The 24824-nt window shown below is 61.2% G+C and carries 25 protein-coding genes; 11 read left to right on the top strand and 14 right to left on the bottom strand.

Features of this window, described 5'->3' with window-relative positions; translation table 11 throughout:
* Positions 1-97: 97 nt before the first annotated feature.
* Positions 98-1006, bottom strand: a complete 909-nt coding sequence (locus AC3IT6_RS06120) for a LysR family transcriptional regulator (RefSeq protein WP_046041267.1) — start codon at positions 1004-1006, stop codon at positions 98-100.
* A 107-nt stretch (positions 1007-1113) separates the two neighbouring features.
* Between AC3IT6_RS06120 and AC3IT6_RS06115 the strand changes: the two genes are divergently transcribed.
* Positions 1114-1713 carry a short chain dehydrogenase gene (locus AC3IT6_RS06115; RefSeq protein ID WP_489354617.1) on the top strand — a complete coding sequence of 200 codons (600 nt, stop codon included), beginning with the start codon at positions 1114-1116 and terminating at the stop codon, positions 1711-1713.
* A 12-nt stretch (positions 1714-1725) separates the two neighbouring features.
* Here the strand turns inward: AC3IT6_RS06115 and AC3IT6_RS06110 are convergent, their stop codons facing one another.
* Positions 1726-2085, bottom strand: a complete 360-nt coding sequence (locus AC3IT6_RS06110) for a hypothetical protein (protein WP_223444342.1) — start codon at positions 2083-2085, stop codon at positions 1726-1728.
* Between the two features lie 176 nt (positions 2086-2261).
* Here AC3IT6_RS06110 and AC3IT6_RS06105 point away from each other — a divergent pair, with 176 nt between their 5' ends.
* Both AC3IT6_RS06105 and AC3IT6_RS06100 read left to right on the top strand, forming a co-directional pair.
* Positions 2262-2930: a COG3650 family protein gene (locus tag AC3IT6_RS06105; protein ID WP_489354616.1), complete on the top strand. Its 669-nt coding sequence runs from the start codon at positions 2262-2264 to the stop codon at positions 2928-2930.
* 95 nt (positions 2931-3025) lie between these two features.
* Positions 3026-4639 (top strand): NAD(P)/FAD-dependent oxidoreductase, encoded by a 1614-nt coding sequence (locus AC3IT6_RS06100; protein ID WP_489354615.1) that lies wholly within the window; start codon positions 3026-3028, stop codon positions 4637-4639.
* A 143-nt stretch (positions 4640-4782) separates the two neighbouring features.
* Here AC3IT6_RS06100 and AC3IT6_RS06095 read toward each other — a convergent pair whose 3' ends face one another.
* The gene (locus AC3IT6_RS06095; protein ID WP_489356488.1) at positions 4783-5880 is read right to left on the bottom strand and encodes a PLP-dependent cysteine synthase family protein; all 1098 of its coding nucleotides are present in this window, start codon (positions 5878-5880) and stop codon (positions 4783-4785) included.
* Positions 5881-6126: 246 nt separating this feature from the next.
* Between AC3IT6_RS06095 and nhaA the strand changes: the two genes are divergently transcribed.
* The gene (gene nhaA / locus AC3IT6_RS06090; protein ID WP_489354614.1) at positions 6127-7314 is read left to right on the top strand and encodes a Na+/H+ antiporter NhaA; all 1188 of its coding nucleotides are present in this window, start codon (positions 6127-6129) and stop codon (positions 7312-7314) included.
* Positions 7315-7416: 102 nt separating this feature from the next.
* Here the strand turns inward: nhaA and AC3IT6_RS06085 are convergent, their stop codons facing one another.
* Positions 7417-7881, bottom strand: a complete 465-nt coding sequence (locus AC3IT6_RS06085) for an outer membrane lipoprotein (protein WP_150727622.1) — start codon at positions 7879-7881, stop codon at positions 7417-7419.
* Positions 7882-8046: 165 nt separating this feature from the next.
* Here AC3IT6_RS06085 and AC3IT6_RS06080 point away from each other — a divergent pair, with 165 nt between their 5' ends.
* Complete coding sequence (locus AC3IT6_RS06080) at positions 8047-8283, top strand: hypothetical protein (RefSeq protein ID WP_116262154.1); 237 nt, start codon at positions 8047-8049, stop codon at positions 8281-8283.
* A gap of 5 nt (positions 8284-8288) precedes the next feature.
* On the opposite strand, the gene pdxH is transcribed toward AC3IT6_RS06080, so the two are convergent.
* The 5 genes from pdxH to dinG all read right to left on the bottom strand — a co-directional run bounded on the left by pdxH (position 8289) and on the right by dinG (position 16105).
* On the bottom strand, positions 8289-8936 hold the full coding sequence (gene pdxH / locus AC3IT6_RS06075) for a pyridoxamine 5'-phosphate oxidase (RefSeq protein ID WP_489354613.1): 648 nt from the start codon (positions 8934-8936) through the stop codon (positions 8289-8291).
* 24 nt (positions 8937-8960) lie between these two features.
* Positions 8961-9968: an OmpA family protein gene (locus tag AC3IT6_RS06070; protein ID WP_489354612.1), complete on the bottom strand. Its 1008-nt coding sequence runs from the start codon at positions 9966-9968 to the stop codon at positions 8961-8963.
* A gap of 113 nt (positions 9969-10081) precedes the next feature.
* Positions 10082-11227: a serine hydrolase domain-containing protein gene (locus AC3IT6_RS06065; RefSeq protein WP_489354611.1), complete on the bottom strand. Its 1146-nt coding sequence runs from the start codon at positions 11225-11227 to the stop codon at positions 10082-10084.
* Positions 11228-11461: 234 nt separating this feature from the next.
* Positions 11462-13864, bottom strand: a complete 2403-nt coding sequence (locus tag AC3IT6_RS06060; RefSeq protein WP_489354610.1) for a beta-galactosidase — start codon at positions 13862-13864, stop codon at positions 11462-11464.
* A 96-nt stretch (positions 13865-13960) separates the two neighbouring features.
* On the bottom strand, positions 13961-16105 hold the full coding sequence (gene dinG / locus AC3IT6_RS06055; protein ID WP_007992389.1) for an ATP-dependent DNA helicase DinG: 2145 nt from the start codon (positions 16103-16105) through the stop codon (positions 13961-13963).
* A gap of 99 nt (positions 16106-16204) precedes the next feature.
* Between dinG and AC3IT6_RS06050 the strand changes: the two genes are divergently transcribed.
* Positions 16205-16669 (top strand): CopD family protein, encoded by a 465-nt coding sequence (locus AC3IT6_RS06050; protein WP_489354609.1) that lies wholly within the window; start codon positions 16205-16207, stop codon positions 16667-16669.
* A 40-nt stretch (positions 16670-16709) separates the two neighbouring features.
* On the opposite strand, the gene AC3IT6_RS06045 is transcribed toward AC3IT6_RS06050, so the two are convergent.
* The 4 genes from AC3IT6_RS06045 to AC3IT6_RS06030 form a co-directional block, all read right to left on the bottom strand.
* Positions 16710-17468: a collagen-like triple helix repeat-containing protein gene (locus tag AC3IT6_RS06045; RefSeq protein WP_489354608.1), complete on the bottom strand. Its 759-nt coding sequence runs from the start codon at positions 17466-17468 to the stop codon at positions 16710-16712.
* Entirely contained in the window at positions 17461-17739 is a 279-nt protein-coding gene (locus tag AC3IT6_RS06040) for a DUF1145 domain-containing protein (protein ID WP_489354607.1), read from the bottom strand. The genes AC3IT6_RS06045 and AC3IT6_RS06040 overlap by 8 nt, the downstream gene beginning before the upstream one ends.
* 148 nt (positions 17740-17887) lie before the next feature.
* Positions 17888-18595, bottom strand: coding sequence for a PA1041 family peptidoglycan-binding anchor lipoprotein (locus AC3IT6_RS06035; protein ID WP_489354606.1), 708 nt, complete (start codon positions 18593-18595; stop codon positions 17888-17890).
* Positions 18596-18684: 89 nt separating this feature from the next.
* Positions 18685-19374: a PA1041 family peptidoglycan-binding anchor lipoprotein gene (locus tag AC3IT6_RS06030; protein ID WP_150727632.1), complete on the bottom strand. Its 690-nt coding sequence runs from the start codon at positions 19372-19374 to the stop codon at positions 18685-18687.
* A 189-nt stretch (positions 19375-19563) separates the two neighbouring features.
* On the opposite strand from AC3IT6_RS06030, the gene AC3IT6_RS06025 reads away from it, so the two are divergent.
* The 4 genes from AC3IT6_RS06025 (at position 19564) to AC3IT6_RS06010 (ending at position 21333) form a co-directional block, all read left to right on the top strand.
* Positions 19564-20061: a DUF6231 family protein gene (locus AC3IT6_RS06025; protein ID WP_489354605.1), complete on the top strand. Its 498-nt coding sequence runs from the start codon at positions 19564-19566 to the stop codon at positions 20059-20061.
* Positions 20062-20065: 4 nt separating this feature from the next.
* Entirely contained in the window at positions 20066-20542 is a 477-nt protein-coding gene (locus AC3IT6_RS06020; protein ID WP_150757323.1) for a YchJ family protein, read from the top strand.
* A gap of 87 nt (positions 20543-20629) precedes the next feature.
* Entirely contained in the window at positions 20630-21124 is a 495-nt protein-coding gene (locus tag AC3IT6_RS06015) for an LEA/WHy family protein (protein WP_489354604.1), read from the top strand.
* Positions 21121-21333 carry an SEC-C metal-binding domain-containing protein gene (locus tag AC3IT6_RS06010; RefSeq protein WP_015093814.1) on the top strand — a complete coding sequence of 71 codons (213 nt, stop codon included), beginning with the start codon at positions 21121-21123 and terminating at the stop codon, positions 21331-21333. The genes AC3IT6_RS06015 and AC3IT6_RS06010 overlap by 4 nt, the downstream gene beginning before the upstream one ends.
* A gap of 172 nt (positions 21334-21505) precedes the next feature.
* On the opposite strand, the gene AC3IT6_RS06005 is transcribed toward AC3IT6_RS06010, so the two are convergent.
* Positions 21506-22063: a cysteine hydrolase family protein gene (locus AC3IT6_RS06005; protein WP_489354603.1), complete on the bottom strand. Its 558-nt coding sequence runs from the start codon at positions 22061-22063 to the stop codon at positions 21506-21508.
* A 191-nt stretch (positions 22064-22254) separates the two neighbouring features.
* Here AC3IT6_RS06005 and AC3IT6_RS06000 point away from each other — a divergent pair, with 191 nt between their 5' ends.
* Positions 22255-24705, top strand: coding sequence for a penicillin acylase family protein (locus AC3IT6_RS06000; protein ID WP_489354602.1), 2451 nt, complete (start codon positions 22255-22257; stop codon positions 24703-24705).
* The last annotated feature ends 119 nt before the right edge of the window (positions 24706-24824 follow it).

Raw genomic sequence — 24824 nt, 5'->3', positions numbered from 1 at the left:
CGAATGCGGGGCATCCGCCAACATTAAGGCTGAATGTGAAACCGTATTCGCGAGCAAGCCCGCTCCCACAGGGTTTGTGTCGTGCCAGGCTTTAACGTTAAAGCCGATCCAGCACCTCCCCACTGCGCTTGAACCACCCAATCAAATAATCCGCCAGTACCTGCGTACGCTTGGGCAATCCGCCCTGATACGGATGCACCAGGTACATCGGCATGCTGCGGGTCTGATAATCGCGCAGCAGCCATCGCAAACGCCCGTCCGCCAGCTCCGTTGGCAAACAGTAGGACGGCAGGCGCGCAATACCGGCACCGACCAGTGCGGCTTTCTTCAGCAGGTTGTAGTGGTTGCTGGCGAACGGCCCCGACACCCGCACCCGCAACAACTCATGCTGCTGGTGATACAGCCATTCTTCGCGACCGCTGTAATGGCTGTTGAGCAGGCAACGATGCTCGGCCAGCGCCTGGGGCGTTTGCGGTTCACCGTATTGCTCCAGATAGGCCGGGCTGGCACAGGTCAGCTCTTGCCACGCCAGCAGTGGGCGCGCCACCAGTCGCTGGTCAATGGCCACGTCGGAACGAATTGCCAGGTCGAAACCGTCGCGAGACAGTTCACGGTAGCTGTTGTTGAGCTCCAGTTCGATCTGTACCTGGGGATACTTGGCGGAGAACTCCAGCAACAGGCCATCGAAGAAGGTTTCCCCGAGCGACACCGGCACCGTCATCCGCACCGGGCCGGCCATGTCGTCCTTCAGACGCGCCAGGGCCTGGCGCGCCCGCTCGACTTGCACCACCAGCGCCTGGGCCTGGGGCAACAACGCAGCACCAGCGGCGGTCAGGCTCAAGCGGCGGGTGGTACGTTGCAACAGCACCACGGAGAACTGCGCTTCCAGCTGGCTGATGCGCTTGGACAGCTGGCCTTTGCTGCAACCGAGCTGCTGCGCCGCCAGGGTGAAACTTCCCGCTTCGATCAGTACGGCGAACGCGGCGAGGTCATCCATCTCGCTCATGGATTGTTTCCATTTGAAAACCAAAGGTTGCCTATTAGTGCGCTTATCCGGAGAAAAAACCACCCTAAACTGATACCTCGTTCAACCCACTACGAGGATCACCTTTCATGAAAATTCTTTTGATCGGCGCAAACGGCACCATCGGTTCGGCAGTCGACAAGGAACTGTCGCAACGCCACGAAATCATCCGTATCGGTCGCACCAGCGGCGACTTTCAGGTGGACATCAGTGACAGCGCCTCGATTCGCAAACTGTTCGGGCAGACCGGCAAATTCGATGCACTGGTGTGTGCCGCCGGCAACGTGACCTTCGCACCGCTCAACGAAATGACCGAAGAGAGCTTTGCCCTGGGCCTGAAAGACAAGCTCATGGGCCAGGTCAATTTGCTGCTGATCGGCCGTGAGTTCGCCAATGACGGCGCGTCGTTCACCTTCACCACCGGTGTACTCAGCCACGATCCGATCCGTAGCGGCGTTTCGGCCTCGCTGGTCAACGGTGCACTGGACAGTTTTGTCCGCGCCGCCGCCATCGAACTGCCACGCGGTCTGCGGGTGAACTCCATCAGCCCGACTGTCCTCGTCGAAGCCATGGGCAGCTACGCCCCGTACTTCCGTGGCTTCAAGCCGGTTCCTGCGGCGGATGTGGCCTTGGCCTATGCCAAAAGCGTGGAAGGCCTGCAAACAGGACAGACCTTTCACGTAGGCTGAGACGCTAACAACTCAATCGATCAGCGTGGGCAACAGGTCTTTGGCGACGGCTCTGGGGATCGACATTCTGAACTGGGGGCCAATCACCTCATGCACGGTAGAAGTAGTGATCTTCCTTCCGTTGATGGCAAACGTTAATCGTTGGCCTATCGAATCACGCATGACCTGCTGCATTCGCTCGGTGGCTTCGGGACTGAGCGTGACATTCAAGGTCAAGGCATCCGGGCGGGGGGCGTTGATATCCTTCAACAACAACTCCATCCGGATGAAGTCAGTTGTCGAGGAGAAATTGAATTCCGCAGCCTGGGTGCCCGCGGCCCCCACCATGACCACGAAAAACACCCAGAATTTCCAGGCCAGAGACTTCTTCATGACTCGCCCTCGCAAAATGAAGGCCGCAGCTTACCTTTTGCAGCCTACTGCCCGGGGCAGCAACAAAGTACAAAATGTTGCAGGAAACCGCCATCAATCCGGCGACGGACGAACACGAGTCTTGTGATGAACGGTCAGGCTGAGTAACGTGGCGGCACTTGTCAGGAGACCCCAAGATGCGTGTTGCCCGTTCCTTAGTCCTCGTTGTCCTGCTTCCGCTGTTCGCCGCTTGCCAGTTGTTCGAGGGTGAACGGCAGAGCGACTCCCATGTCGGCCAGACACGCATGCAAGGCCAGTTGACCGCGGCAGACGGCAAACTGCTGTTCCAGCCGTGCAACCAGGCAAACCGTTACGTGGTCAACGACACGGGCGGTACCAGCGTCCTGCAGCAGGCCGCAAACCTGGCGGACAAGCAGGGCAAGCTGTTTGCCGACGTGCGCGGGCGGGTTGTGGCAGGCAGCGGCGGTGACGGCCAGCTCGATCTGGAGCAGTTGTACCGCGTCGAGCGCTCGAGCAACGCGTGCGATGATCCGAATTTCAAGCTGCTGATCCTGCGCGCCGCCGGCCACACCCCGGAGTGGAGCGTGAAAGTCAGCGGCAAAGGCATGGTCCTCGACCGGGCCGGCCAGCCGCCGCTGGCCGTGCCTTACGTCGAGGAGCAACTGGGCGATGGCCGTTTCAACCTCAGCACCGAAGCCAACAACCAGCACATCGAACTGTGGGTTGCACCGCAACGTTGCGTCGACAGCAGCACCGGCAGCATCCAGCACATGAGCGCCGAACTGCGCATCGACGGTCAGGTACAGCGCGGCTGCGGGTATTTCGGCGGATCGCGCGACGACTGATCGTTTAAGCCTCACGGGCCTGCGCCTTTGAGGCTTATAATCGCGGGCTTCAAACGCCCTGGCGCAGTTGTGCGCCCCGCGAACCGGATCCCGCCATGTTACGAATCACCGAACTCAAGTTGCCGATCGACCATCCCGAAGAAGACCTGCGCCCTGCCATCGTGCAGCGCTTAGGGCTTGCCAGCGATGACCTGCTCGATTTCACCTTGTTCAAGCGCAGCTACGATGCGCGTAAAAAGTCCTCCGAACTGTGCTTCATCTACACCATTGACCTCAACGTTAGCGATGAGGCGGCGGTGCTGCACAAGTTCGCCGATGACCGTAACGTCAGCGTGGCGCCGGATGTCAGCTACAAAGCGGTAGGCCAGGCGCCGGTCGATCTTGGCGCGCGGCCGATCGTCGTCGGTTTCGGCCCGTGCGGGATTTTCGCCGGGCTGTTGTTGGCGCAAATGGGCTTCAAGCCGATCATCCTCGAACGCGGCACCGAAGTACGCCAGCGCACCAAGGACACCTGGGGCCTGTGGCGCAAAAGCGTGCTCAACCCGGAATCCAACGTGCAGTTCGGCGAAGGCGGCGCGGGGACATTCTCCGACGGCAAGCTCTACAGCCAGATCAAGGACCCGAAATTCCTCGGCCGCAAAGTCCTGCACGAATTCGTCAAGGCCGGTGCCCCGGAAGAAATCCTCTACGTCAGCAAGCCGCACATCGGTACGTTCCGTCTGACCGGCGTGGTGGAAAACATGCGTGAGCAGATTCGCGCCCTGGGCGGTGAAGTGCGCTTCCAGCAGCGTGTCACCGACGTACTGATCGAAGATGGCCAACTGGTCGGCGTCGAACTCAATGGCGGCGAGCAGATCCACTCGAAACACGTGATCCTGGCCCTCGGCCACAGCGCCCGCGACACCTTCCGTATGCTCCACGGCCGTGGCGTGTTCATGGAAGCCAAGCCGTTCTCGGTGGGTTTCCGCATCGAGCACCCGCAGTCGCTGATCGACCGTGCGCGCCTGGGCAAATACGCCGGCCACCCGAAACTGGGCGCCGCCGACTACAAACTGGTGCACCACGCCAAGAACGGCCGCTCGGTCTACAGCTTCTGCATGTGCCCGGGCGGCACCGTGGTGGCAGCGACTTCCGAGCCGAACCGGGTGGTTACCAATGGCATGAGCCAGTACTCGCGTAACGAGCGCAATGCCAACTCCGGTATCGTCGTCGGCATCACCCCGGAAGTCGATTATCCGGGCGGCCCGCTGGCCGGTATCGAGTTGCAGGAACGCCTGGAATCCCACGCATTCGTGCTGGGCGGCAGTAACTACGAAGCCCCGGCGCAACTGGTCGGCGATTTTATCGCGGGCAAACCGTCCACCGAACTGGGCAGCGTCGAGCCGTCCTACAAGCCGGGCATTGCCCTGGGTGATCTGGCGCTGGCGCTGCCGGCGTTCGCCATCGAAGCGATTCGCGAAGCCTTGCCGGCATTCGAGAAGCAGATTCGTGGTTATTCGCTGCACGATGCGGTGTTGACCGGCATCGAGACCCGCACCTCCTCGCCGCTGCGCATTACCCGTAACGAGTCGTTGCAGAGCCTGAACGTGAAGGGCTTGTTCCCGGCCGGTGAAGGCGCGGGATATGCGGGCGGGATTCTATCGGCGGGTGTTGACGGGATTCGCATTGCCGAGGCGGTGGCTCGGGATATCCTCGGCCTGGAAGCCTGATACGCGATCCCGGAAACAATGCAAGAACCTGTGGGAGCGAGCTTGCTCGCGATAGCGGTAGATCAATCAACATAAGTGTTGAATGTGACGCCGCCATCGCGAGCAGGCTCGCTCCCACAGGGGGACTCAGTGTCTGAAAGATCTCAGATATTGGCGCGCAGTACCGACACCGGCAACGGCTCACCCCGCTCCACCGTCGCCGCCACCGCAGCCATCAAACCACTCAGCTCATACCCCTGAGCCTTGAGCCAGTCCTGATCGTAATAGGTCGTGGCATAGCGCTCGCCGCTGTCACACAGAATCGCCACCATCGACCCTGTCTCCCCCGCCGCCTTCATGTGCTGGGCGGCCATCAGTGCGCCGATCAGGTTGGTCCCGCTCGATCCGCCCACATGGCGTCCCAGACGCTCTGCCAGGTAATGCATGGCCGCCAGTGACAAGGCATCCGGCACCTTGACCATCGCGTCGATCACTTTGGGCAGAAACGACGCCTCCACGCGAGGCCGGCCAATGCCTTCGATCCGCGAGCCGTGGTCCAGTCGCAGGCTGGCATCGCCGGTCTGGTAGTAATCGAAGAACACCGAACGCTCGGCATCGGCACACAGCACGCGGGTGCCATGCTGGCGATAACGCACGTATCGGCCCAGGGTAGCCGTGGTGCCGCCGGTACCGGGGCTGGAAATCAGCCAGCTCGGCTCGGGGTGCTGCTCGAAACGCATCTGCTGAAAGATCGACTCGGCAATGTTGTTGTTTGCCCGCCAGTCGGTGGCACGCTCGGCGTAGGTGAACTGGTCGATGAAGTGCCCGTCGTGTTCTCGAGCCAGACGCTCGGACTCGGCGTAGATCTGGGTCGGATCGTCCACCAGGTGGCTTTGGCCACCGTAGAAGGCAATTTGCGCGATCTTTTCCTTGGACGTGGTCGCCGGCATCACCGCAATGAACGGCAAGCCCAGCATGCGCGCGAAGTACGCTTCGGAAATCGCCGTCGAACCGCTGGAGGCTTCAATGACCGGCGCGCCGGGTTTGAGCCAGCCGTTACACAGCGCATAAAGGAACAGCGAACGGGCCAGGCGGTGCTTGAGGCTGCCCGTGGGGTGGCTGGATTCATCCTTGAAGTACAACTCGATTCCAGGAAAACCCGGCAGCGGCAAGGGGATCAAGTGGGTGTCGGCGCTGCGCTGGAAATCGGCTTCGATGATCCGGATCGCTTCGCGGGACCACTGTCGGTTGTCGCTCATGATGGTTTTCTCGTTGAATCGGGCAGGAGTCGGCCTTTAGCAAGGCTCATCCAACAAGCTTAGGAAAAAACCTGCATCCAGCACAGGTACAGCTGAGATCCAATACGCCCGGCAACTGCTAGGCTCAGGTCGGTGCTGGCGGATCACTCTGTAACGACATATAACAAAAAAGAATATAACTTTTGTTTTAACAACTAACAGTACTTGTTAGGGTGTAACACCTTTTGAATTCACAGATGGAGAGCGACCTTGCCTCTGCGTAGCACTTTCACGCGTTTCTTTCAGTTGGAAGCTGCCAGCGGTCTGTTACTGATCGCCGCTGCCGTTCTGGCTCTAATCATCAACAACTCGCCGCTTTCGTGGCTGTACAACGGCCTGCTGGACACCCCCGTGGTGGCGCAGATCGGCGCGCTGAAAATCGCCAAGCCGTTGCTGCTGTGGATCAACGACGGCCTGATGGCGCTGTTCTTCCTGCTGATCGGCCTGGAAGTGAAGCGCGAAGTCCTCGACGGCCAGTTGTCCAAACCGTCGCAAATCGTCCTGCCCGGTGCCGCCGCCATTGGTGGCATGGTGGTGCCCGCGCTGATCTACTGGTACCTCAATCGCGACACGCCACCGGCCCTCAACGGCTGGGCAATCCCGACCGCCACCGACATCGCCTTCGCCCTTGGCGTGCTGGCGCTGCTGGGCAAACGGGTTCCGGTATCGCTGAAACTGTTCCTGATGACCCTGGCGATCATCGACGACCTCGGCGCGATCATCATCATTGCGATCTTCTATTCCGGCGCGTTGTCGACCCTGTCACTGGCGCTGGCCGCGACCTGTATTGCGGCGCTGATCGGGATGAACCGGCTTGGCGTGGTCAAGCTCGGGCCGTACATGATCATTGGCTTGATCCTCTGGGTCTGCGTGCTCAAGAGCGGTGTCCACGCCACGCTGGCCGGCGTGACCCTGGCATTCTGCATTCCGCTGCGCACGAAAAATGCCGAGCCTTCGCCACTGCTGACCCTGGAACACGCCCTGCACCCGTGGGTCGCCTACGGCATCCTGCCGCTGTTCGCCTTTGCCAATGCCGGCCTGTCCCTGAGCGGTGTCACCGTCGAGAGCTTCACTCACCACGTCCCCATGGGCATCGCCATCGGGCTGCTGCTGGGCAAGACCGTCGGAGTCTTCGGCCTGACCTGGCTGGCCGTGAAAACCGGTATCGCCGCCCTGCCCCAAGGCGCCAATTGGGGCCAGATACTGGGCGTGGCGATTCTCTGCGGCATTGGTTTCACGATGAGTCTGTTTGTCGGCTCGCTGGCCTTCGAGCCGGGCGTGAGTGATTTCGCCGGGATGGACCGCATGGGGATCTTGACCGGTTCGATTCTGGCGGCGCTGATCGGTTATGTGGTGACGGCGATGGCGAGCCGCAAGAACTCCGCGCTGGCCTCCTGATAAACCGCGATAACGCCTGGCGCCAATCAAGACTCAGCGCAGCTAAAAAACAAAAAACCCGATCAGTCACCTGATCGGGTTTTGTTTATCCGGTGTTTGCGCTTAGTGCGAAACGCGGCTGGTGCCACCCACACTGGAGATGCGCACACGCTCGCCAACACGGAACACTTCGTTCGGCTGAACTTCCTGAACGTAGGCGCGCATGCTGCCATCGTCTTCGCGTACGGTAATTTCCACGCCCTGGGTGCGGGTCAGGCCTTCTTCAGCGGCCGAACCGAGCAGACCGCCGGCCACAGCACCAATGACGGCAGCGACGACGCTGCCTTTGCCGCCACCAATGGTGCTGCCGCCAACGCCGCCGACCACTGCGCCTGCAGCGCCGCCGATCGGGGTTTTGGTGCCTTCGATTTTCACCGGACGCAATGCTTCGATGGTGCCCATGCGAACCGTCTGCACCCGACGCGCCTCGTCACGGGAATAGGAGTCACCGGTCAGGCTCGATTGGCAACCAGTGAGCAACATCGCCATCGTGGAAAAGGAAGCAACCAGCAGAACAGACTTACGCATAGCATCAACTCCAAAAAAACAGATATCCATTAAACTCCGCAGCTTGACGCCTGTCACGGCACAGCCCGGGTAAAATTGGTTTGATTCAGGCTCCGTTAAGGCGCCTCCACGAACTCACACAGTAGCGGCAAATTCGCAAAGCTGCCCCACTGGCCAAGGATTTCAATGGACTACTTTATCATCGTCGTCACGACTGTTGCCGGTTTGTACTTCCATTGGTGGCTGTACGTGCGGATCAAACGCTGGATGGACCGCGACCTGGCACTAGCGCTGGCGGGCAAGGACGAGCAGAAAAAAGCCTTCATGCTCGAACAATTGGCGAGTGCTCAGGCGCAGAAGATCAAGCGTCGAGACCTGCCGAAGTGGCTGGAGGCCGCTGCGGCAGGCTATCCCGGTCGGTAGATTGCTCAGGGTGCCAGACGTTCAAGAATCCAGTCGGCGCCCTGCTGGCGGTAATTGAGGCGGTCGTGCAGGCGGCTTGGGCGGCCCTGCCAGAATTCGATGCGCTCCGGCAGCAGGCGATAACCGCCCCAGTGTTCAGGGCAATGCGGCTGGGTGTCGGTGAAACGTTGCTCGGTATCCTTGAGCAGCATTTCGAGTTCGCCACGACCGGCGATCACGCGGCTCTGCGGCGACGCCCAGGCCCCCAGGCGGCTGCCCAGCGGACGGACCTGATAATAGGCGTCGGATTCCTCAGGCGTGACCTTCACCACCCGCCCTTCAATACGCACTTGGCGCTCCAGCGCCGGCCAGAAAAACGTCATGGCCGCGAACGGATTCGCGGCCAGATGCTGGCCCTTGGCGCTTTCGTAGTTGGTGAAAAAGGTGAAGCCCAGTTCGTCCAGGCCCTTGAGCAACAGAATGCGACAGTGCGGCCGACCGTCCTGGTCAACGGTGGCCAGGGTCATGGCGTTGGCTTCCACCGGCACCTGTTCGGTTTTCACCGCGTCGGCGAACCACTGGTGGAACAGTGCAAACGGCTCGGCCGGGGCTTGTGCCTCGGTCAGGCCATCACGGGTGTAGTCACGACGCATATCAGCCAGGCCCTGGGTCATGGCGCATTCCTTTTGGTTAACGAATCACTGCTTTGCAGTATCGGTGGCGGCGACTTTCTTGTCAGCCGTGGAGGCTTTGGCTGGCGTGGTTTTCTTCACCGGCGTTGCAGTTTTCGCAGGTGCTTTCTTGGCCGGCGCTTTTTTAGCGGGGGCTTTTTTCGTCGCTGGAACCGCAGCCTTTTTAGTCGCAGGGGCCGGTGTCACAGGCTTGGCGACCGGCTTGGCGTCCGCGGCAGCAACCATGGTCACAGGTGCCGGAGCCGGCATGTTGTACTTGCTCAGCAGCGCGACCATGGTGTTTTGCGGGGTCACCAGCAGTTCCACGCGACGGTTCAACGCACGACCTTGCACGCTGTCGTTGGCGGCACGCGGCGCATCACCGCCCAAGCCGCGCAGCATCAAGCGATCACGCTGCAAACCGCTGAGACGGAAAATCGCCGCAACGGACTGGGCACGCTCCTGGCTCAGCTTGACGTTGGCAGGCGCAGTGCCGGACGTATCGCTGTGGCCGAGGATCAACACAGCAGTCTTTGGATCGGCTTCAAGGATTTTCGCAACGCGGGTAAACGGACCGAGCGTAACCGGCAGCAGCATGGCCGGACGATCCGGGTTGAACGAGCCTTCGACCGGCGCAGTCACCACCAGCACGTTTTCGCGACGCTCGAGTTGCATGTTGCTGCCCTTGACCGCCTCGCGCAGACGCGGTTCGTAATCGTCAAGCCAGGCCTGGGTGACTTTCGGGTCTGGCATCGGCACAGCCTTGGCGGTGCTCTGCTCGCTACCGCCGAACGGCCACCACCACTTGCTGGCGCTATCGGCTTCGGCCTTGGCCACCGCAACGGGTTTGACTACCGGTTTAACCTCCGGCTTGGCCACGGGCTTGCCGGCACTGTCGTCGGAACCGAACGGCCAGTACCAGTGGCTGCCGCTTTCAGTCTTGGCGACAGGTGCCGTCGCGTCTTTCTGTGGAGTCTGTGCGCAACCGGTAATAGCGAAGCACAGGGCCAAGGCGAGGGTTTTATTGGATGACATTGGATATCCACAAAAATGAAGTCAAAAAAATCAGGCCACATTGGCCGGTATAAACAGACGCTTTGAAACTGAAATGGTTATCGGGTTCCAGCCCTGGAACCCTATAGCCGCTTTTACAGACAAGTGGCCAGAACCCGCACCAGCTTTTGCGCGCGCGGGTCCATCAAGACGTACGGCCCCAGGGTATTTGTCACAAATCCGAAAGCCACATCGTGCTCCGGGTCGGCAAAGCCGATGGAGCCGCCTGCACCCGGATGACCAAACGCCCGCGGGCCAAGGCCGAAGGTGGCATTGGCAACGTCCGGTTGATCGAGCATGCAGCCCAGGCCGAAACGGGTCCGGGTCAGCAAAGTCTTGTCCTCGCCGAGACTGTGCTCGCGGGTCAGTTCATCGAGCATTTCGCTTTCCAGCAAGCTGCCGTCGAGCAGGCCGGCGTAGAACCCGGCCAGGCTGCGGGCGTTGCCATGGCCATTGGCGGCCGGTTGTTGCATGCGTCGCCACTCGGGTTTGTTGGTGCTGGTCATGATCGACGGCGGGTTAGTGAACGCCCGGGTCGTCATGGCCGTTGGCTCGCGCATGGTCACTTGCAGCAAGCGCTGGGCGGCGGCATCGCCGACATTGCCCTTGCCCCGCGCAATGTGGGCCACGCGATGGAACTCTTCGTCGGCCAGGCCGACATGGAAGTCCAGGCCCAACGGTTTGGCGACCCGCGCGACGATGGATTCACCCGGCCCACGACCGTCGGCACGGCGCAGCAATTCGCCGATCAGCCAGCCATAGGTGATCGCCGCGTAACCGTGGCCTTCGCCCGGTGTCCACCACGGCGTTTCGGCGGCCAGGGCGTCGACCATGGTTTGCCAGTCGTATAGGGCTTCGGGGGCCAGCAGCTCGCGCAATGCCGGAAGACCGGCCTGATGGCAAAGCAGTTGGCGCAGGGTGACGGACTCTTTGCCGGCAGCGGCAAATTCGGGCCAGTAGCGCGCAACCGGGGCATCCAGTTGCAGCTTGCCTTCAGCCACCAGTTGCAGCGCGGTGACGGCGGTAAAGGTCTTGGTGCAGGAGAACAGGTTGGCGATGGTATCGCTGTGCCAGGCCTCGGCCCCGTCCTTGTCGGCAGTGCCGGCCCACAGATCGACGACGGTTTCGCCACCGACCTGGATGCACAACGCTGCACCACGCTCCTGGGGATCGTCGAACAGCGCCGCGAACGCCTCTCGCACCGCTTCGAACTTAAGCTCGTAATGACCCTGAATCTGCACCCGTAACTCCCCGGATTAACGCTCTACAAAGTGGTCGGCATTGTTCCAGCCCTTGAGGGTTTTGGGAACAGGGTTGGGCTGGGCGGTCGCTCTGCCATCAACTTGAAATGCAGTGGTGATGCTAATGACGCCTTCGCGAGCAAGCCCGCTCCCACATTGGAATGCATTCTCCTGTGGGAGCGGCGGTGCGGCGATCCGACTTGCTCGCGAAGAACGATGACTCGGTTTCGGGTCTTAGTGACCTTTGCCGGAATGCCCACCGGCGCCCTTCCCCGGCCCCTTGCCGGCCTCGGCCTTGCGGCCGCCCTCGGCGTCGTGGCTGGCTTTGTCGGCGGCGGCCGCAGCCTTCTCGGCCTCTTTGCCCAGTTGCTCGACTGTCGCCAGGTTGCTCTTGCGCACGCTGTCGACAAAACCCTGGAACGGCAGATCAGTGATACCCACCAGCCCGAAGTGACCGTTTTCACCGTCAAGCAAGCGCCCGGTAACCGGTTGATCGAGGTACTGGAACCAATGCACGCCGACAATCGACGGCTCGCTCAATGCCTGCTTGAGGAAGTTGGCGTACGCCGGACCGCGGTCCTCTTCCTTCGCCAACGGCGTAACACCGCCCCAGAACGGGCCACGATCAGCCGAGCCGAAATTGAACTCGGTGATCAGCACCGGTTTGTCGAGACTGCGCAACTTGGCGAAGTCGTAACCATCCTGAGGTTGCAGGGTGTACATGTTGAAGCTCAACACGTCGCAGTACTGGGCGCAGGACTCCAGGGCTTGCGGCGTGCTGATCGCGAAACGCCCGCCGAGCAGCAACTGGTTCGGCGCGTGCCACTTGAGTGAGTCGGAGATGGTCTTGAAGTAAGTGTCGGCAAAGACCTTCTGGAAGTATTTGAAGTCGGCTTCGATTTCCGGATGCTCGGCGCTCGGCAGCGGTGGCACGAACCCCGGATCTTCCATCAGCTCCCAGGCTGGCAGATCAATGCCCCAGGCTTTCGACAGGCCAGCCTGATTGCGGTACTTGTCACGCAGCTGCTTGAGGAATGCGCGCTTGGCCGGCACGTCGGTGGTCATTTTCAAGGTGCCGTAGGCCAGGGCATAACGGGCTTTCGGGTCATCGCCGGGACCGGCCCAGGCCAGTTCGTTGTCGGCGTAGTAACCGATCAGCCACGGATCGTCACGATGGTCGCGGGCAGCAATCGCCACTGCACGCTCGGTGGCCATGGCGAAACGCGGGTCGAAGGGGTCGGGCATGCCGCCCCACCAGTCGGTGCCGGTGCTGATGCTGGCGTAGTCGCCGACGATCGACAGCGGCAAGGTGTAGGGCGCGCGATCAGCGTGGCCCAGTACCGGGGCGCTCCAGTTGCCAATAGTGTTGAAGCCCCAGGCCTGCAAGCGATCAAGGGTGTGACTGGCCCAGCGCTGCTCGTCGAACTGCGCCTTGCACGGTTCGACAGGTTTTTGCTCAGCGGCTTTCGCTTCTGTCGCTTCGGTCTTGGCCGCTTCGGCGACGCCGGCCTTGATATCGCTACCCTTCGCGCACGGATCGCCATACAGACGCTGCAGATTGGCGCCGTAGAAGTCGTACCAACGCCCGGCATTGTAGCCGCGGCCCTGATCGGCACCGTTGCCGCCACGGTTGTCGCCTTCGCCGAAATGACTGGCCAAGGCCTCGTCCGCCTTGGGCAGGGATTCGAACATCCACTCGCGACCGGCAACGTAGGTCGGGTTGACGTCTGCAGCGACGGTGTTAACCCCTAGCGAATAAAACGGATGGCCTTCCGGCGTCACCAGATACCAGCGTCCGTCGCGTTTCTCTGTGCGGAAAAAGCCGCTGGCCTTGAAGGACGGGCCTTTGGTTAGACCACCGAACTTGTCCAGGGACGACTTCTCACGCTCGGCCAGCCAGGTTTTCAGTTGCTGCTGCTCCTTGCCGGCGGCGCCTTTGAGTTGTTCGTCGCTGCTGATTTTTTCCGGCCATTTGTCCCGGGTCGACTGGCCGTAAGCATCCACCAACCCGCCATACACGGCTTGGGTGACCGACTCGCCGTCCTGCACACCAAAACGTTCCAGCAAGATGCTTTGCGCGGTTTTGGGCTGGTCCATCGACAAGCTCACCGATACCACCTGGCTGCGATCCAGTTCACCAGCGCTGCTGGCCACAAACACACGCTGACCCTCAACCATCATCGGCATCGGCGGACCAGCCTTCATGCCCTGGCTCAGCGGTGATGTCGCTTGCAAAGGCACCAACAGGGTTTGCGCAGGCCCCGCCGGCAGATCGACGCGGCTGACCAGTGTCTTGCCGTCGTTGCTCTGGATGGTCACGTACAGGGTCAAGGCCCAGTTCATCGCGCTCTGGATCCGCAGGCTCATGACGCCCGACTGCGACCAGTCCCAGGAACCGGTTTGCGGGGTCAGGCGCAAAGTCGGCCGGGCGACCGGGTTGAACGTCACCCGGCGCAGCACTTCGCCCTCGGGGGTTTGCTCGGCGTTGGATTGCGGCAGGCTGGCGTCCTGAGTCGCCACCTGGACCACGTCGGCGGGGCGCACAAAGTTGAACAGCGTCTGCTGGCTGGCGGGGGCGGCCAACAGCGGTGTTGCGAACAGCAGGGCAAAAACAGCAGGCAACGAACGGCAAATCATGAGAACGAAATTCTCCCTAACGACCTTCAGTGGGCCAGTGGAAAAGCGATGGCAGAGAGATAGACAACGCGGTGGGCAAAACTGCCCACCGGTGCTTCAGGAAATTTCTCGACGGAACGGCGGCAACGCATTGAGGATGGCTTTGCCATAGCGCTGGGTCACCAGGCGCCGGTCGAGCAAGGTGATGGTGCCGCGGTCTTCTTCGGTGCGTAGCAAGCGACCGCAGGCCTGGACCAGCTTCAGCGAGGCGTCCGGCACGGAGATTTCCATGAACGGATTGCCGCCCCGGGCTTCGATCCACTCGGCCAGCGCCGCTTCGACCGGATCATCGGGTACCGAGAAAGGAATCTTGGCAATGACCACGTGCTCGCAATAGGCGCCGGGCAAGTCGACCCCTTCGGCGAAGCTCGCCAGGCCGAACAACACACTGGAATCCCCGCCATCGACCCGCGCCTTGTGCTTGTTCAGGGTTTCCTGTTTCGACAGGTTGCCCTGGATGAACACTTGCTTGCGCCAGTCGCGGTCCAGGCCGTCGAACACGTCCTGCATCTGTTTACGCGAGGAAAACAGCACCAGCGTGCCCCGTGAGCCTTCGACCAATTCAGGCAAATCACGAATGATCGCGGCGGTATGCGCCGCTGCATCACGGGGATCGGCGTTCAGGTTCGGCACCCGCAACACACCGGCGTCGGCATGATGGAACGGACTTGGCACCACCGCCGTCACGGCCTTTTTCGGCAGGCCGGCACGCATGCGGAAGCGGTCGAAGGTGCCGAGGGCAGTCAGGGTCGCCGAAGTCACCAGGCAGCCATACGCCACGTTCCACAGGTTGCGGCGAAGCATTTCCGCCGCAAGGATCGGGCTTGCGTTGACCTCGATGTCGAACAGCGAGCCGCTTTCGGCCAGGGTCAGCCAGCGGGCCATGGGCGGGTTGTCTTCCGGGTCTTCGACGGTGAAGGCGGTCCACAACTCCCAGTTGCCGGAAGAACGCGACAACAGGCTGCCGAACAGCGGATACCACTCTTCGGCCTGGTTGCTGGCAATGCCAATGTTGACCTCGCCGTCCATGCCTTCCTTGAGCAGCTCGGTCAGGCGGGTGAACAGATCGGTCAGCCGTGCGAAACCTTTTTTCAGTTCGATGCCCATTTCACGCATGTGCTCGGGAATCACCCCGCCGACGAATCGGTGACGCGGGCGCTCGCGGCCTTCGACGTCTTCGCCGGGTTTGAAATCGGCAATCTGCTCGCACGCGGTGAACATGAACTGCTGCTGGGTCTTGATCTCCCGCGCCAGCTCCGGCACCTGCTCGATCAACTTGCCCAGGTCCCCCGGCAGCGGGTGCTGGGCCAGAAGCTTGGTGAGGTTCTTGGCGGTGGTTTCCAACCAGTCGGCGGTGGAGCGCAGGCGCGTGTAATGCGCGAAGTGGCCGATGGCCTTGTCCGGCAGGTGATGGCCTTCGTCGAACACATAGATGGTGTCGCGCGGGTCCGGCAGCACGGCACCGCCGCCCAGCGCCAGGTCAGCCAGCACCATGTCGTGGTTGGTGACGATCACGTCGACCTTGCCCATGCCTTCGCGGGCCTTGTAGAAGGCGCACTGGCCAAAGTTCGGGCAATGACGGTTGGTGCACTGGCTGTGGTCGGTGGTCAGGCGCGCCCAGTCGGCGTCTTCCAGGGCAGTGGACCAACTGTCGCGGTCGCCGTCCCACTTATTGCCGGCGAGTTTTTCGATCATGCTGGTGAACAGCTTCTGGCTGGCCTCGTCGACCTCGATCTTGAAACCTTCTTCTTCGAACAACTGCGCCGTGGCGGTCTGCGCGTGGCCTTCCTGAAGCAACATGTCGAGTTTGGACAGGCACATGTAGCGCCCGCGCCCCTTGGCCAGGGCGAAGCTGAAATTCAGCCCGCTGTTGCGCATCAGGTCAGGCAAGTCCTTGTAGACGATCTGCTCTTGCAGGGCCACGGTGGCCGTGGCGATCACCAGGCGCTTGCCGGCGGCCTTCGCCGTGGGAATCGCCGCCAGGCTATAGGCCACGGTCTTGCCGGTACCGGTGCCGGCTTCCACCGCGACTATCGCGGGGTCGCCACTGCGCCGGCCTTCGTCGTCGGTGTCGATGTCACCCAGGACCTTGGCGACTTCGGCGATCATCAGGCGCTGGCCATAACGCGGCTTGAGGCTCTTGGCTTCGAGAAAACGCGAGTAGGCGCCCTGGATCGTGGTTTTGAGTTCGGTGCTGATCATGGTTTGTCGGGCGCAAAAAACGCTGGATAAATTTTCAGTAGTTCGGTTCGGCCGCTATCATACCCCGCTAATGAATCCCGCGCAGAACGGAGTACCCCAATGACACCTTTTAGCCTCATTTATAGCCTGCATGTACTGGCGGCCCTGGTCTGGGTCGGCGGCATGTTTTTCGCCTGGATGGTCCTGCGCCCCGCCGCGATCAAGGCACTTGAAGGCCCTGCCCGGCTGAAGCTATGGATAGAAGTGTTTCAAGGTTTTTTCCGCTGGGTCTGGGTGGCGGTGGTGCTGTTGCCAGTCAGCGGCGTGGGTATGCTGCACATGCATTTCAATGGCTTTGAAGCCGCGCCGCGTTATGTACAGGTGATGATGGGCCTGTATGTGGTGATGACCGCGCTGTTTATCCGCATTCAGGCGCTGATGCTGCCGGAACTGCGCACCGCGGTGGCCGAGCAGGATTGGCCAGCCGGGGCCGCGGTACTGGGGCGAATTCGCCGGTTGGTGGGGATCAATCTGCTGGTGGGGTCGGCGGTGGTGGCGATTGCTGCGGCTCGGCCGATGTTTTGAATCTGCCGAGCTTTTGTGGCGAGGGGGCTCTCGGTGATGCTTACATCCGCTGCACTGTCACCGAACCCGCCGCGCCTTCTGGACCAGGCTGACCATCAGCCCCAGATTTACCGCTCTTGCCACCATCGGTCGTGTAAATCAGGCAGCCCTTGGCCTTGCCACCCGCGCCCGGTTTACCGCCAGGGCCGGCCAGGCCACCGGCACCGCCGGCCACCTGGACCTTGATCCGGTCTACCGGGAAGTCGTGCGGTACTGCCAGTCTGACCAGCGCCCCCGGTGCTCCCGGTTGACCATTGCTGCCATCACTGCCATCGGCACCGCGCCCCGCCTGACCCCAGGTGCAACCCGGCTCCTGGCCGTTGGCCCCATCAAGACCAACGAACCCCGGTGCACCCGCACCACCGCGGGCATCAACGATCAATTGCGCTGCGTTCAGTGTCTTGATCTGCAAATCAAGGTTGCGCCCGGATCGAGCGGCCTTCTGGTAAGTCCCGGGGGCGCCACGGGAGGTGATCTGGCTGCCTTCGGACAAATCAGCGCGACGGACCTTCAGGGCCAGCGCCTGTTCCCCCGGCACGATGGCAATGCGCGCTTCACGCCCCAGATGCAATTCACCCACGGTGACTTCTGTGACGTTCGAAGGAATCAGCAAGGTGCCGTAATCGGCCACTTCCAGGCGTTCCAGTTGCAGGGTGCTGGCGGTGTTGGGCAAGCGCATCAGCGAGTTGGTTTCGACACTCACCACCTGTGCGCTGGCCAATGGGCTGATGAGTGCGGCGAGCAGACAGAGTTTACGCATGGGAAGCCTTCGAAGCGGTGGGGGCTGGAATGGTTTGCAGGTGGAATACGCCAAAAATGACGATCTTCAGGCGGTCACGCCAGGGATGGGCGCGACCTCGAAGGCTGCGATAGCACAGCAACGCTTCCAGAAGATGGATGAACCCCAACAGGCCGCCGGCCAGATTGACCAACGGGTGCAGCGGAAAGACGAACGGTGTGAGCAGATTGACCAGCGCTACCGACCAGAACAGCAAGGTCAGTAACCGCCCCAGCCCCCATAAGACTTTCATACGCGCCCCCGATGAGAATTATTGTTTGCGCGCACAGTAACGGCTTCCACGCGGGATAAGCCAGAGGGCAACGGAAAAATCTTCATGGAGGCCGCCAAACGGCCGTCGCAGCGATCACACCAGTCACCCGACGGCTCTATCTCTTGGCTCAGCGGTTTATATGCAGATCCACGCGACGGTTTTTCGCACGACCTTCTTCTGTTTCGTTGTCGGCAATCGGTTGGCTCTCACCCTTGCCTTCGCTGGTGACTTTGTTCGGCGCCACACCCTGGCTCAACAGGTATTCCGCCACGCTGCTGGCACGCCGCTCCGACAAGGCCTGGTTATAGACTTCCGAACCGACGCTGTCGGTATGACCGACCACCTTGATGCTGACCACATCGGCATCCTCGAACTTGCTCATCAACGCATCCAGTTGACTCTTCGCCGTCGGGGTCAGCTCGGATTGATTGAAGACAAACAGTACATCGCTCAGAGTAATGACTTCGGATTGCGCAGGCTCGGCCTGGACGCTGTCCGGGTACTGCGGCGCCGGGCAACCGCGATGGTCGACCGGGGTATTGGCGGGAGTATCAGCGCAACGGTCGCGTCGGTCGAAAACGCCGTCGCTGTCTTCGTCGCCATCCTGGGCATAGCAGATCAAGCCGCCGGACAAGATACCCAGCGCCGCCCCACCCGCGGCCCAACCGCCACTCTCGATTGCGCCCAGACCACCACCGACCAGGCCGCCGATGAGGCTGCAAATTGGCCAGGTGCGTTGATTGAGGGGGGCAGTGCCATCGCTGTGGGTCGCGCAACCGGTCAACAGGCTGCCAAGTAGCAGAACCGGCAAGACGGTCCTTGTGAGAACGATCATATTGAAAGCTCCTGTGTACCGGCCAATACCGGTTACACAGGAGTAAAGACCCGCATCCGCGACTGCACAAGGCGCGGATGCGAGGGGGCTTAACGCTGGATTTTGATTTCCGTACGACGGTTCTGTGCACGACCGTCAGCGGTTTTGTTGTCAGCAACCGGCTGGCTTTCACCGGCACCGACAACCGACACGAAGTTGCTGCGAGGTACGCCTTGCTCGATGAGGTATTCAACCACCGAGTGGGCGCGTTTATCCGACAGTTTCTGGTTGTAGGTGTCACTGCCCACGCTGTCGGTATGGCCGGTCACGGTCAGTTGAGCGGTAGGGGCTTCGGCTTTCAGGCGAGTGGCAATCTTGTCGAGTACCTGCTTGTCGGAAGAGGTAAGCGTGGCTTTATCAAACTGGAAGTGGACATCGCGGATGACGATGGTTTCTTCCTGGACCACAACCACTTCTTCGACCACAGGCGCTGGTGGTGGGCAACCGTTGGCATCGACCTGAACGCCTTTTGGTGTGCCTGGGCACTTGTCGCGACTATCCAGTACACCATCGCCGTCTTCGTCGCCGTCACCGTGCACCCAGCAATAAGCCGCTGCCGTACCGCCGACGAGCAGAGCACCATACCCTGCCCATGCCGAGCTTTCGGTCGCACCGAGGCCCGCCCCCACAACGCCACCAACCGCCGCACAGGTCGGCCAGTCGGTTTTCTGCAAACCTGCGCAACCAGTCAAGACACTGGTTAGCAGAACCAAGGGTAATGCTGTCCGAACTATGCTCATCTAGTTTTCTCCTGAGGGATCGGCTTAGAACCGATTCAGGTAGTAAAGACCCGAGTTTTAATCTCCGCCAGCAATAGGCCACGCTGTTTATTCGCGTATAAACGGCAGCTTGGCGCTTTTGTCGCCAGGGCGCTCTAGGCCCGAACGTTCGGGCAGGCTAGTCTTGGCAGATCTGATTGAGGATCTTCGATGATTGCAGGTATTTCTTCACGCACGCCACAACAGGCACTGGCCGCGTTACTCGACCGATATGCCCCCGCGCGCCTGTTGTTGATCGGCGCCAGCGAGTTCCCGGCACTGGAAGCTTTCAAACTCGCCCACCCGGACAGCTGCGTCGCTTTCGCTGCCCCCGGACCATTGCCCGCCGAGCTGGCGGCCCGCCGTTTCGACCTGGCCCTGGTGGTCGATTGCCTGGAGCATTTGCCCAAGCGCGATGGCCTGAAACTGCTGGGCGGCATCCGCAACCTCAACGCCAGCCGCATCGCAGTGCTGGCAGACCTGCCGGCCTGTGGCTGGCAGGAAACCGACTTTTTCTCCCTGGCCCTGCAAGCCAGCGAACGCTTTCAACGGGACGAACAAGTCCTGACCCTGTTCACCTACGATCTGCTTGAATACAAACAAGTCCCCGACTGGCTCAATTCGCGCTTCTGGGCCAATCCGGAAAACTTCGGGAAATACTGGTGGTGATGCAATGAGTACATCCATTTGCCCATGCGGCAGCGGCACCCTGCTCGACGCCTGCTGCGGTCACTACCATGCCGGACACCCGGCACCGTGCGCGGAAGCCTTGATGCGCTCGCGCTACAGCGCCTATGTGTTGGGGTTGATCGACTATCTGGTGGCCACCACTCTGCCCGCCCAACAGGCCGGCCTCGACCGTCAATCGATCAGCGACTGGAGTACGCAAAGCACGTGGCTGGGCCTTGAGGTGGAAAGCTCCGAAGTGCTGGGCGGCCAGCCTGAACACGCTTTCGTGACCTTCACTGCGCGCTGGCACGACAGCAATGGCGAGCATAGTCATCGAGAGCGCTCATCGTTCGTACAGAACACCGGGCGCTGGTATTTCATCGACCCCACCGTGCAACTCAAACTCGGGCGCAATGACGCCTGCCCATGTGCCAGTGGGCAGAAGTTCAAGAAATGCTGTGCGGGGTATTTCAGCAGTTAGGGCATGCATAGACTGCCCGCCACGCAGGAGCTGTCGAAGGCTGCGATCCTTTGGGTCTAGACTGGGGTTCAAGGGAGAAACACCACGATGATCATCCTCCGCGGCGCACTCTGTCTGCTCACGTTGTTCCTGACACTGGGACTCGGCGGCTGTGCGTCGTGGTTCGACGACGACTTGCCGGAACCCGAGGTCCATCTGGTGAAGATCGAGGTGGTCAGCGCCAAACTGCTGGAACAGAAACTCCTCCTGCACTTTCGCATCGACAACCCCAACGACAGCGACCTGACGGTGCGCAGTCTGGAGTATCGCGTTCACTTGGGTGACATAATGCTGGCCGACGGCGAACACGAACACTGGTTCACCATCAGCCCCAGGCACAGCGCTTACTTCAAGGTGCCGATCCGCACCAACCTGTGGTCCAAGGTCCGTGATCTGGCCAAACTGCTGAAAAAATCCGATCAACCCATTCCCTATCGTCTGGAAGGTGAACTGGAAACCGGTATATTCATCGCCCACTACGTGCACCTGGCGCGCAATGGCGTGATAATCGCCGCCGATTTAATTCCGGAGCAACACCGATGACCCAGCAACCCCATGTCCACGGCCCTGACTGCAACCACGATCATGATCATGACCATCACCACCATGATCACGACCACGGCCATGTCCACGGTCCGAACTGCGGCCACGCTCACCAGGAACCGGTGCGCAACGCCCTGAAAGACGTCGGCCGCAACGATCCGTGCCCATGCGGCAACGGCAAGAAATTCAAGAAGTGCCACGGCGCTTGATGCTTCGGGCGAAGGCTTGCTTCGCCTGTTGAATCGCCTTCGCGAGCAGACCTGTTGTGTGAATGCAGTTCCCTTGTGGGAGCGGGCTTGCTCGCGAAAGCGGTGTGTCAGGCAACAACGATGTTGAATCTGAGGTACTCTTCGCGAGCAAGCCCGCTCCCACAATGGTTACTCAGTCGTTCATCAGAAGGGTGGCAGTACTGACAACGGTTGCATACTCACCGTGCAAATTCCCCAGCGACATCGCATGCACCTCTTCGGCGCTATGGGCATGGCCGAAAAAATCAGCCTTGTCGAAGGTAAAGCACGCATCCTCGGCCACCCACGTATCAAACCCCAGGTTGCCCGCGGTACGCGCCGTGGATTCCACCGAGTTGTGGGTCGCGACGCCCACGATGATCAACTGCCCGATCCCCGCCTCGCGCAACTGCGCCTCCAGCCCGGTTGAACAAAACGCATCCGGTACCTGCTTCTGGATCAAGCGCTCACCGGCCATTGGCTGAAACCGTTCCTGAAACTCCACCCCCGACTGCTGCGGCCAGAACACTGACTCCTCCGAGCGGGACAGGTGCTGCACATGGATCACCGGCCGAGCGGTGCGCCGCCAATGGCCGAGCAGCTCCAGCATGCGCTCTTCAGCCTGAGGGTTATTCCTGCGGCCGAGCCTGGGGTGAAGGATGCCTTTTTGTTGATCGATGATGATCAGTGCCGCGTTTGCCTTGAGCTCCATGCCGACTTTTCTCCAGGATTGTTGAGCGTGTCGCACTTCAACATCCCCCATTGCGACTGGCAAGACTGCGATCTTTCCGGTTTATCAGACAAATCCTGAAATAACCTTGTACCCCGCTTGCGCGGCCACCTCCCGCTCACTAACGTAGCGCCTTTATTTCGCGCCGCCTCTACCCCCGCAGGAGCTTTGCCATGGCCTCGCCAGCCCTTACTCATTTTCTACCCCGGTTCGGCGTTGCCGCAGCAGTGGCCGGTGTCTTGAGCCTGACCGGTTGTCAGAACTTCAACGCCCAGGACACCCTCCCGCCAACCTCCGGCGTACAACCGCTCAAGGGCCTGGCGCAGAACGTTTCGGTGCGTCGCAATGCCATGGGCATGCCGCTGATCGAAAGCAACAGCTTCCACGACGCGCTGTTCACCCTCGGATACGTGCATGCCAGCGACCGCATCACGCAGATGGTCACCCTGCGCCTGCTGGCCCAGGGCCGTTTGGCCGAGATGCACGGCGCCGAACTGCTGGATGCCGACCGTTACATGCGGGCGGTCAACCTGAAGAAAAGTGCTGGCGAGTTGTACAAGGCTTCTTCGCCGCGCCTCAAGCGTTTCTTCGAAGTCTATGCGCGCGGGGTCAACGCCTACCTGTTCCGTTACCGCGACAAACTGCCGGCGGATCTGGCAGCCACCGACTACAAGCCTGAGTACTGGCAGCCGGAGGATTCGGCGCTGATTTTCTGCCTGTTGAACTTCAGCCAGTCGACCAACCTGCCGGAAGAAATCTCTTCGCTGGTACTGGCCCAGACCGTCACCACCGACAAACTGGCGTGGCTGACGCCGTCGGCTCCCGACGAAAAACTGCCGGCCGCCGAAAGCGAAAAACTGCAAGGCCTCAAGCTCAACGGGCAAGTACCGGGGCTGGCCGAACTCAGTAAGGCCACTGGCCAACTGTCGGACCTCAACCTGCTGGGCGCCACCTCGTCGAACAATTGGGCCATCGCCCCGCAACGTAGCCGCAGCGGCAAGAGCCTGTTGGCCAGTGACAGTCACGGCCCGCTGGGCGTGCCTTCGTTGTTCAGCTACGTGCAGATTCGCGCGCCGAAGTATCAGGCGTCCGGCGTGACCATCGCGGGCCTGCCGATGGTGCTTGGAGGTTTCAACGGCAAGGTGGCGTGGAGCATGACGTCCGTGATGGGCGACAATCAGGACCTGTTCCTGGAGAAGATCAAGCGCCAGGGCAACGGGCTCACCTACGAAATCGCCGGGAAGTGGCAGCCGGCGATCGTGCGCAACGAAACCTATTTCGTCAAAGGCCAGCGGCCGATTCGCGAAGCAGTGTACGAAACCCGCCATGGACCGCTGCTCAACAGCGCCCAGGGCACCACGCTGGCCAATGGTTTCGGCCTGGCCTTGCAGACGCCGAACTTCACCGACGACAAGACCCTGGACGCGTTCTTCGACCTGTCCCGCGCCCAGAGTGTCGAGAAAGCCTCGGATGCCAGCCGCGAAATCCGCGCCATCGCGCTGAACCTGGTGTTCGCCGACGCCAGCCATATCGGCTGGCAAGTCACCGGCCGCTACCCGAACCGCCGTGAAGGCGAAGGCCTGCTGCCCTCGCCGGGCTGGGAAGGTCGATACGATTGGGACGGTTACGCCGACCCGATGCTCCACCCGTACGACCAGGACCCGGCCCAAGGCTGGCTCGGGACGGCCAACCAGCGGGTCATTCCCCATGGCTACGGCATGCAGTTGTCCAATTCCTGGGCCGCTCCGGAGCGCGGCGAGCGCCTGGCCGAACTGGCCGGCGCAGGCAAACACGACAGCCGCAGCCTGATCGCCATGCAATACGACCAGACCACCACTTTCGCTGCCAAGCTGAAGAAAATGTTCGAAGCGCCGGGCATGGCCCAGCCGCTCAAACAAGCCATGGACGCCTTGCCGGCGGCCGATCGCGCCAAGGCACACGAGGCCTACAGCCGCTTGATAGCGTTCGACGGCAAGCTCGGCCCGACCTCCACCGATGCGGCCATCTACGAATTGTTCCTGCAGGAAAGCACCCGGCAGATCTTCCTCGATGAACTGGGCCCGGAAAGCAGTCCGGCGTGGAAAGCCTTTGTCGCCGACGGCAAGTTGTCCTACGCGGCCCAGGCCGATCACTTGCTCGGGCGTGAGGACAGCCCGTTCTGGGATGACGTGCGCACCGCACAGAAAGAAGACAAACCGGCGATCCTCGCTCGCAGCCTCGCCGCCGCGATCAGCGCAGGCGACAGCCAGTTGGGCGGCGATCACAAAGCCTGGCAGTGGGGCAAACTGCATCGCTATGAATGGAAAAACAGCAGCGGCCAGACCGTACGCGGACCGCTACCGGCCGGTGGCGATCACACCACACTCAACACCGCTGCCTTCGCCTGGGGCCAGGACTTCAACACCACGCTGGCGCCAGCCATGCGTTTTATCGTCGACTTCGGCCAGTCCGAACCGCTGATGGCGCAGAACGGTACCGGCCAGTCCGGCAACCCGGCCAGCCCGAACTACCTCAACAGCATCGAGCCGTGGCTCAAGGGCCAGTACATGAGCCTGCCGATGCAGCCACAGAACTTCGACAACGCCTATGGCAAGGCGCGGTTGACGCTAACTCCAGGAAAGTAACCGCGTCCTTTAGCTGTGCGAGCTTGCTCGCGATAGCGGTCTGACATTCAAATTAGAGGTTGAATGTCAGACCGCTATCGCAGTGCGCTGATGCAAGGACAGCCTGGTGACCCGGCAAA

It is taken from the genome of Pseudomonas sp. KH_017 (assembly GCF_057840285.1).
The sequence above is the reverse complement of the archived record's forward strand: the minus strand, read 5'-3'. Positions and strand labels throughout refer to the sequence as shown.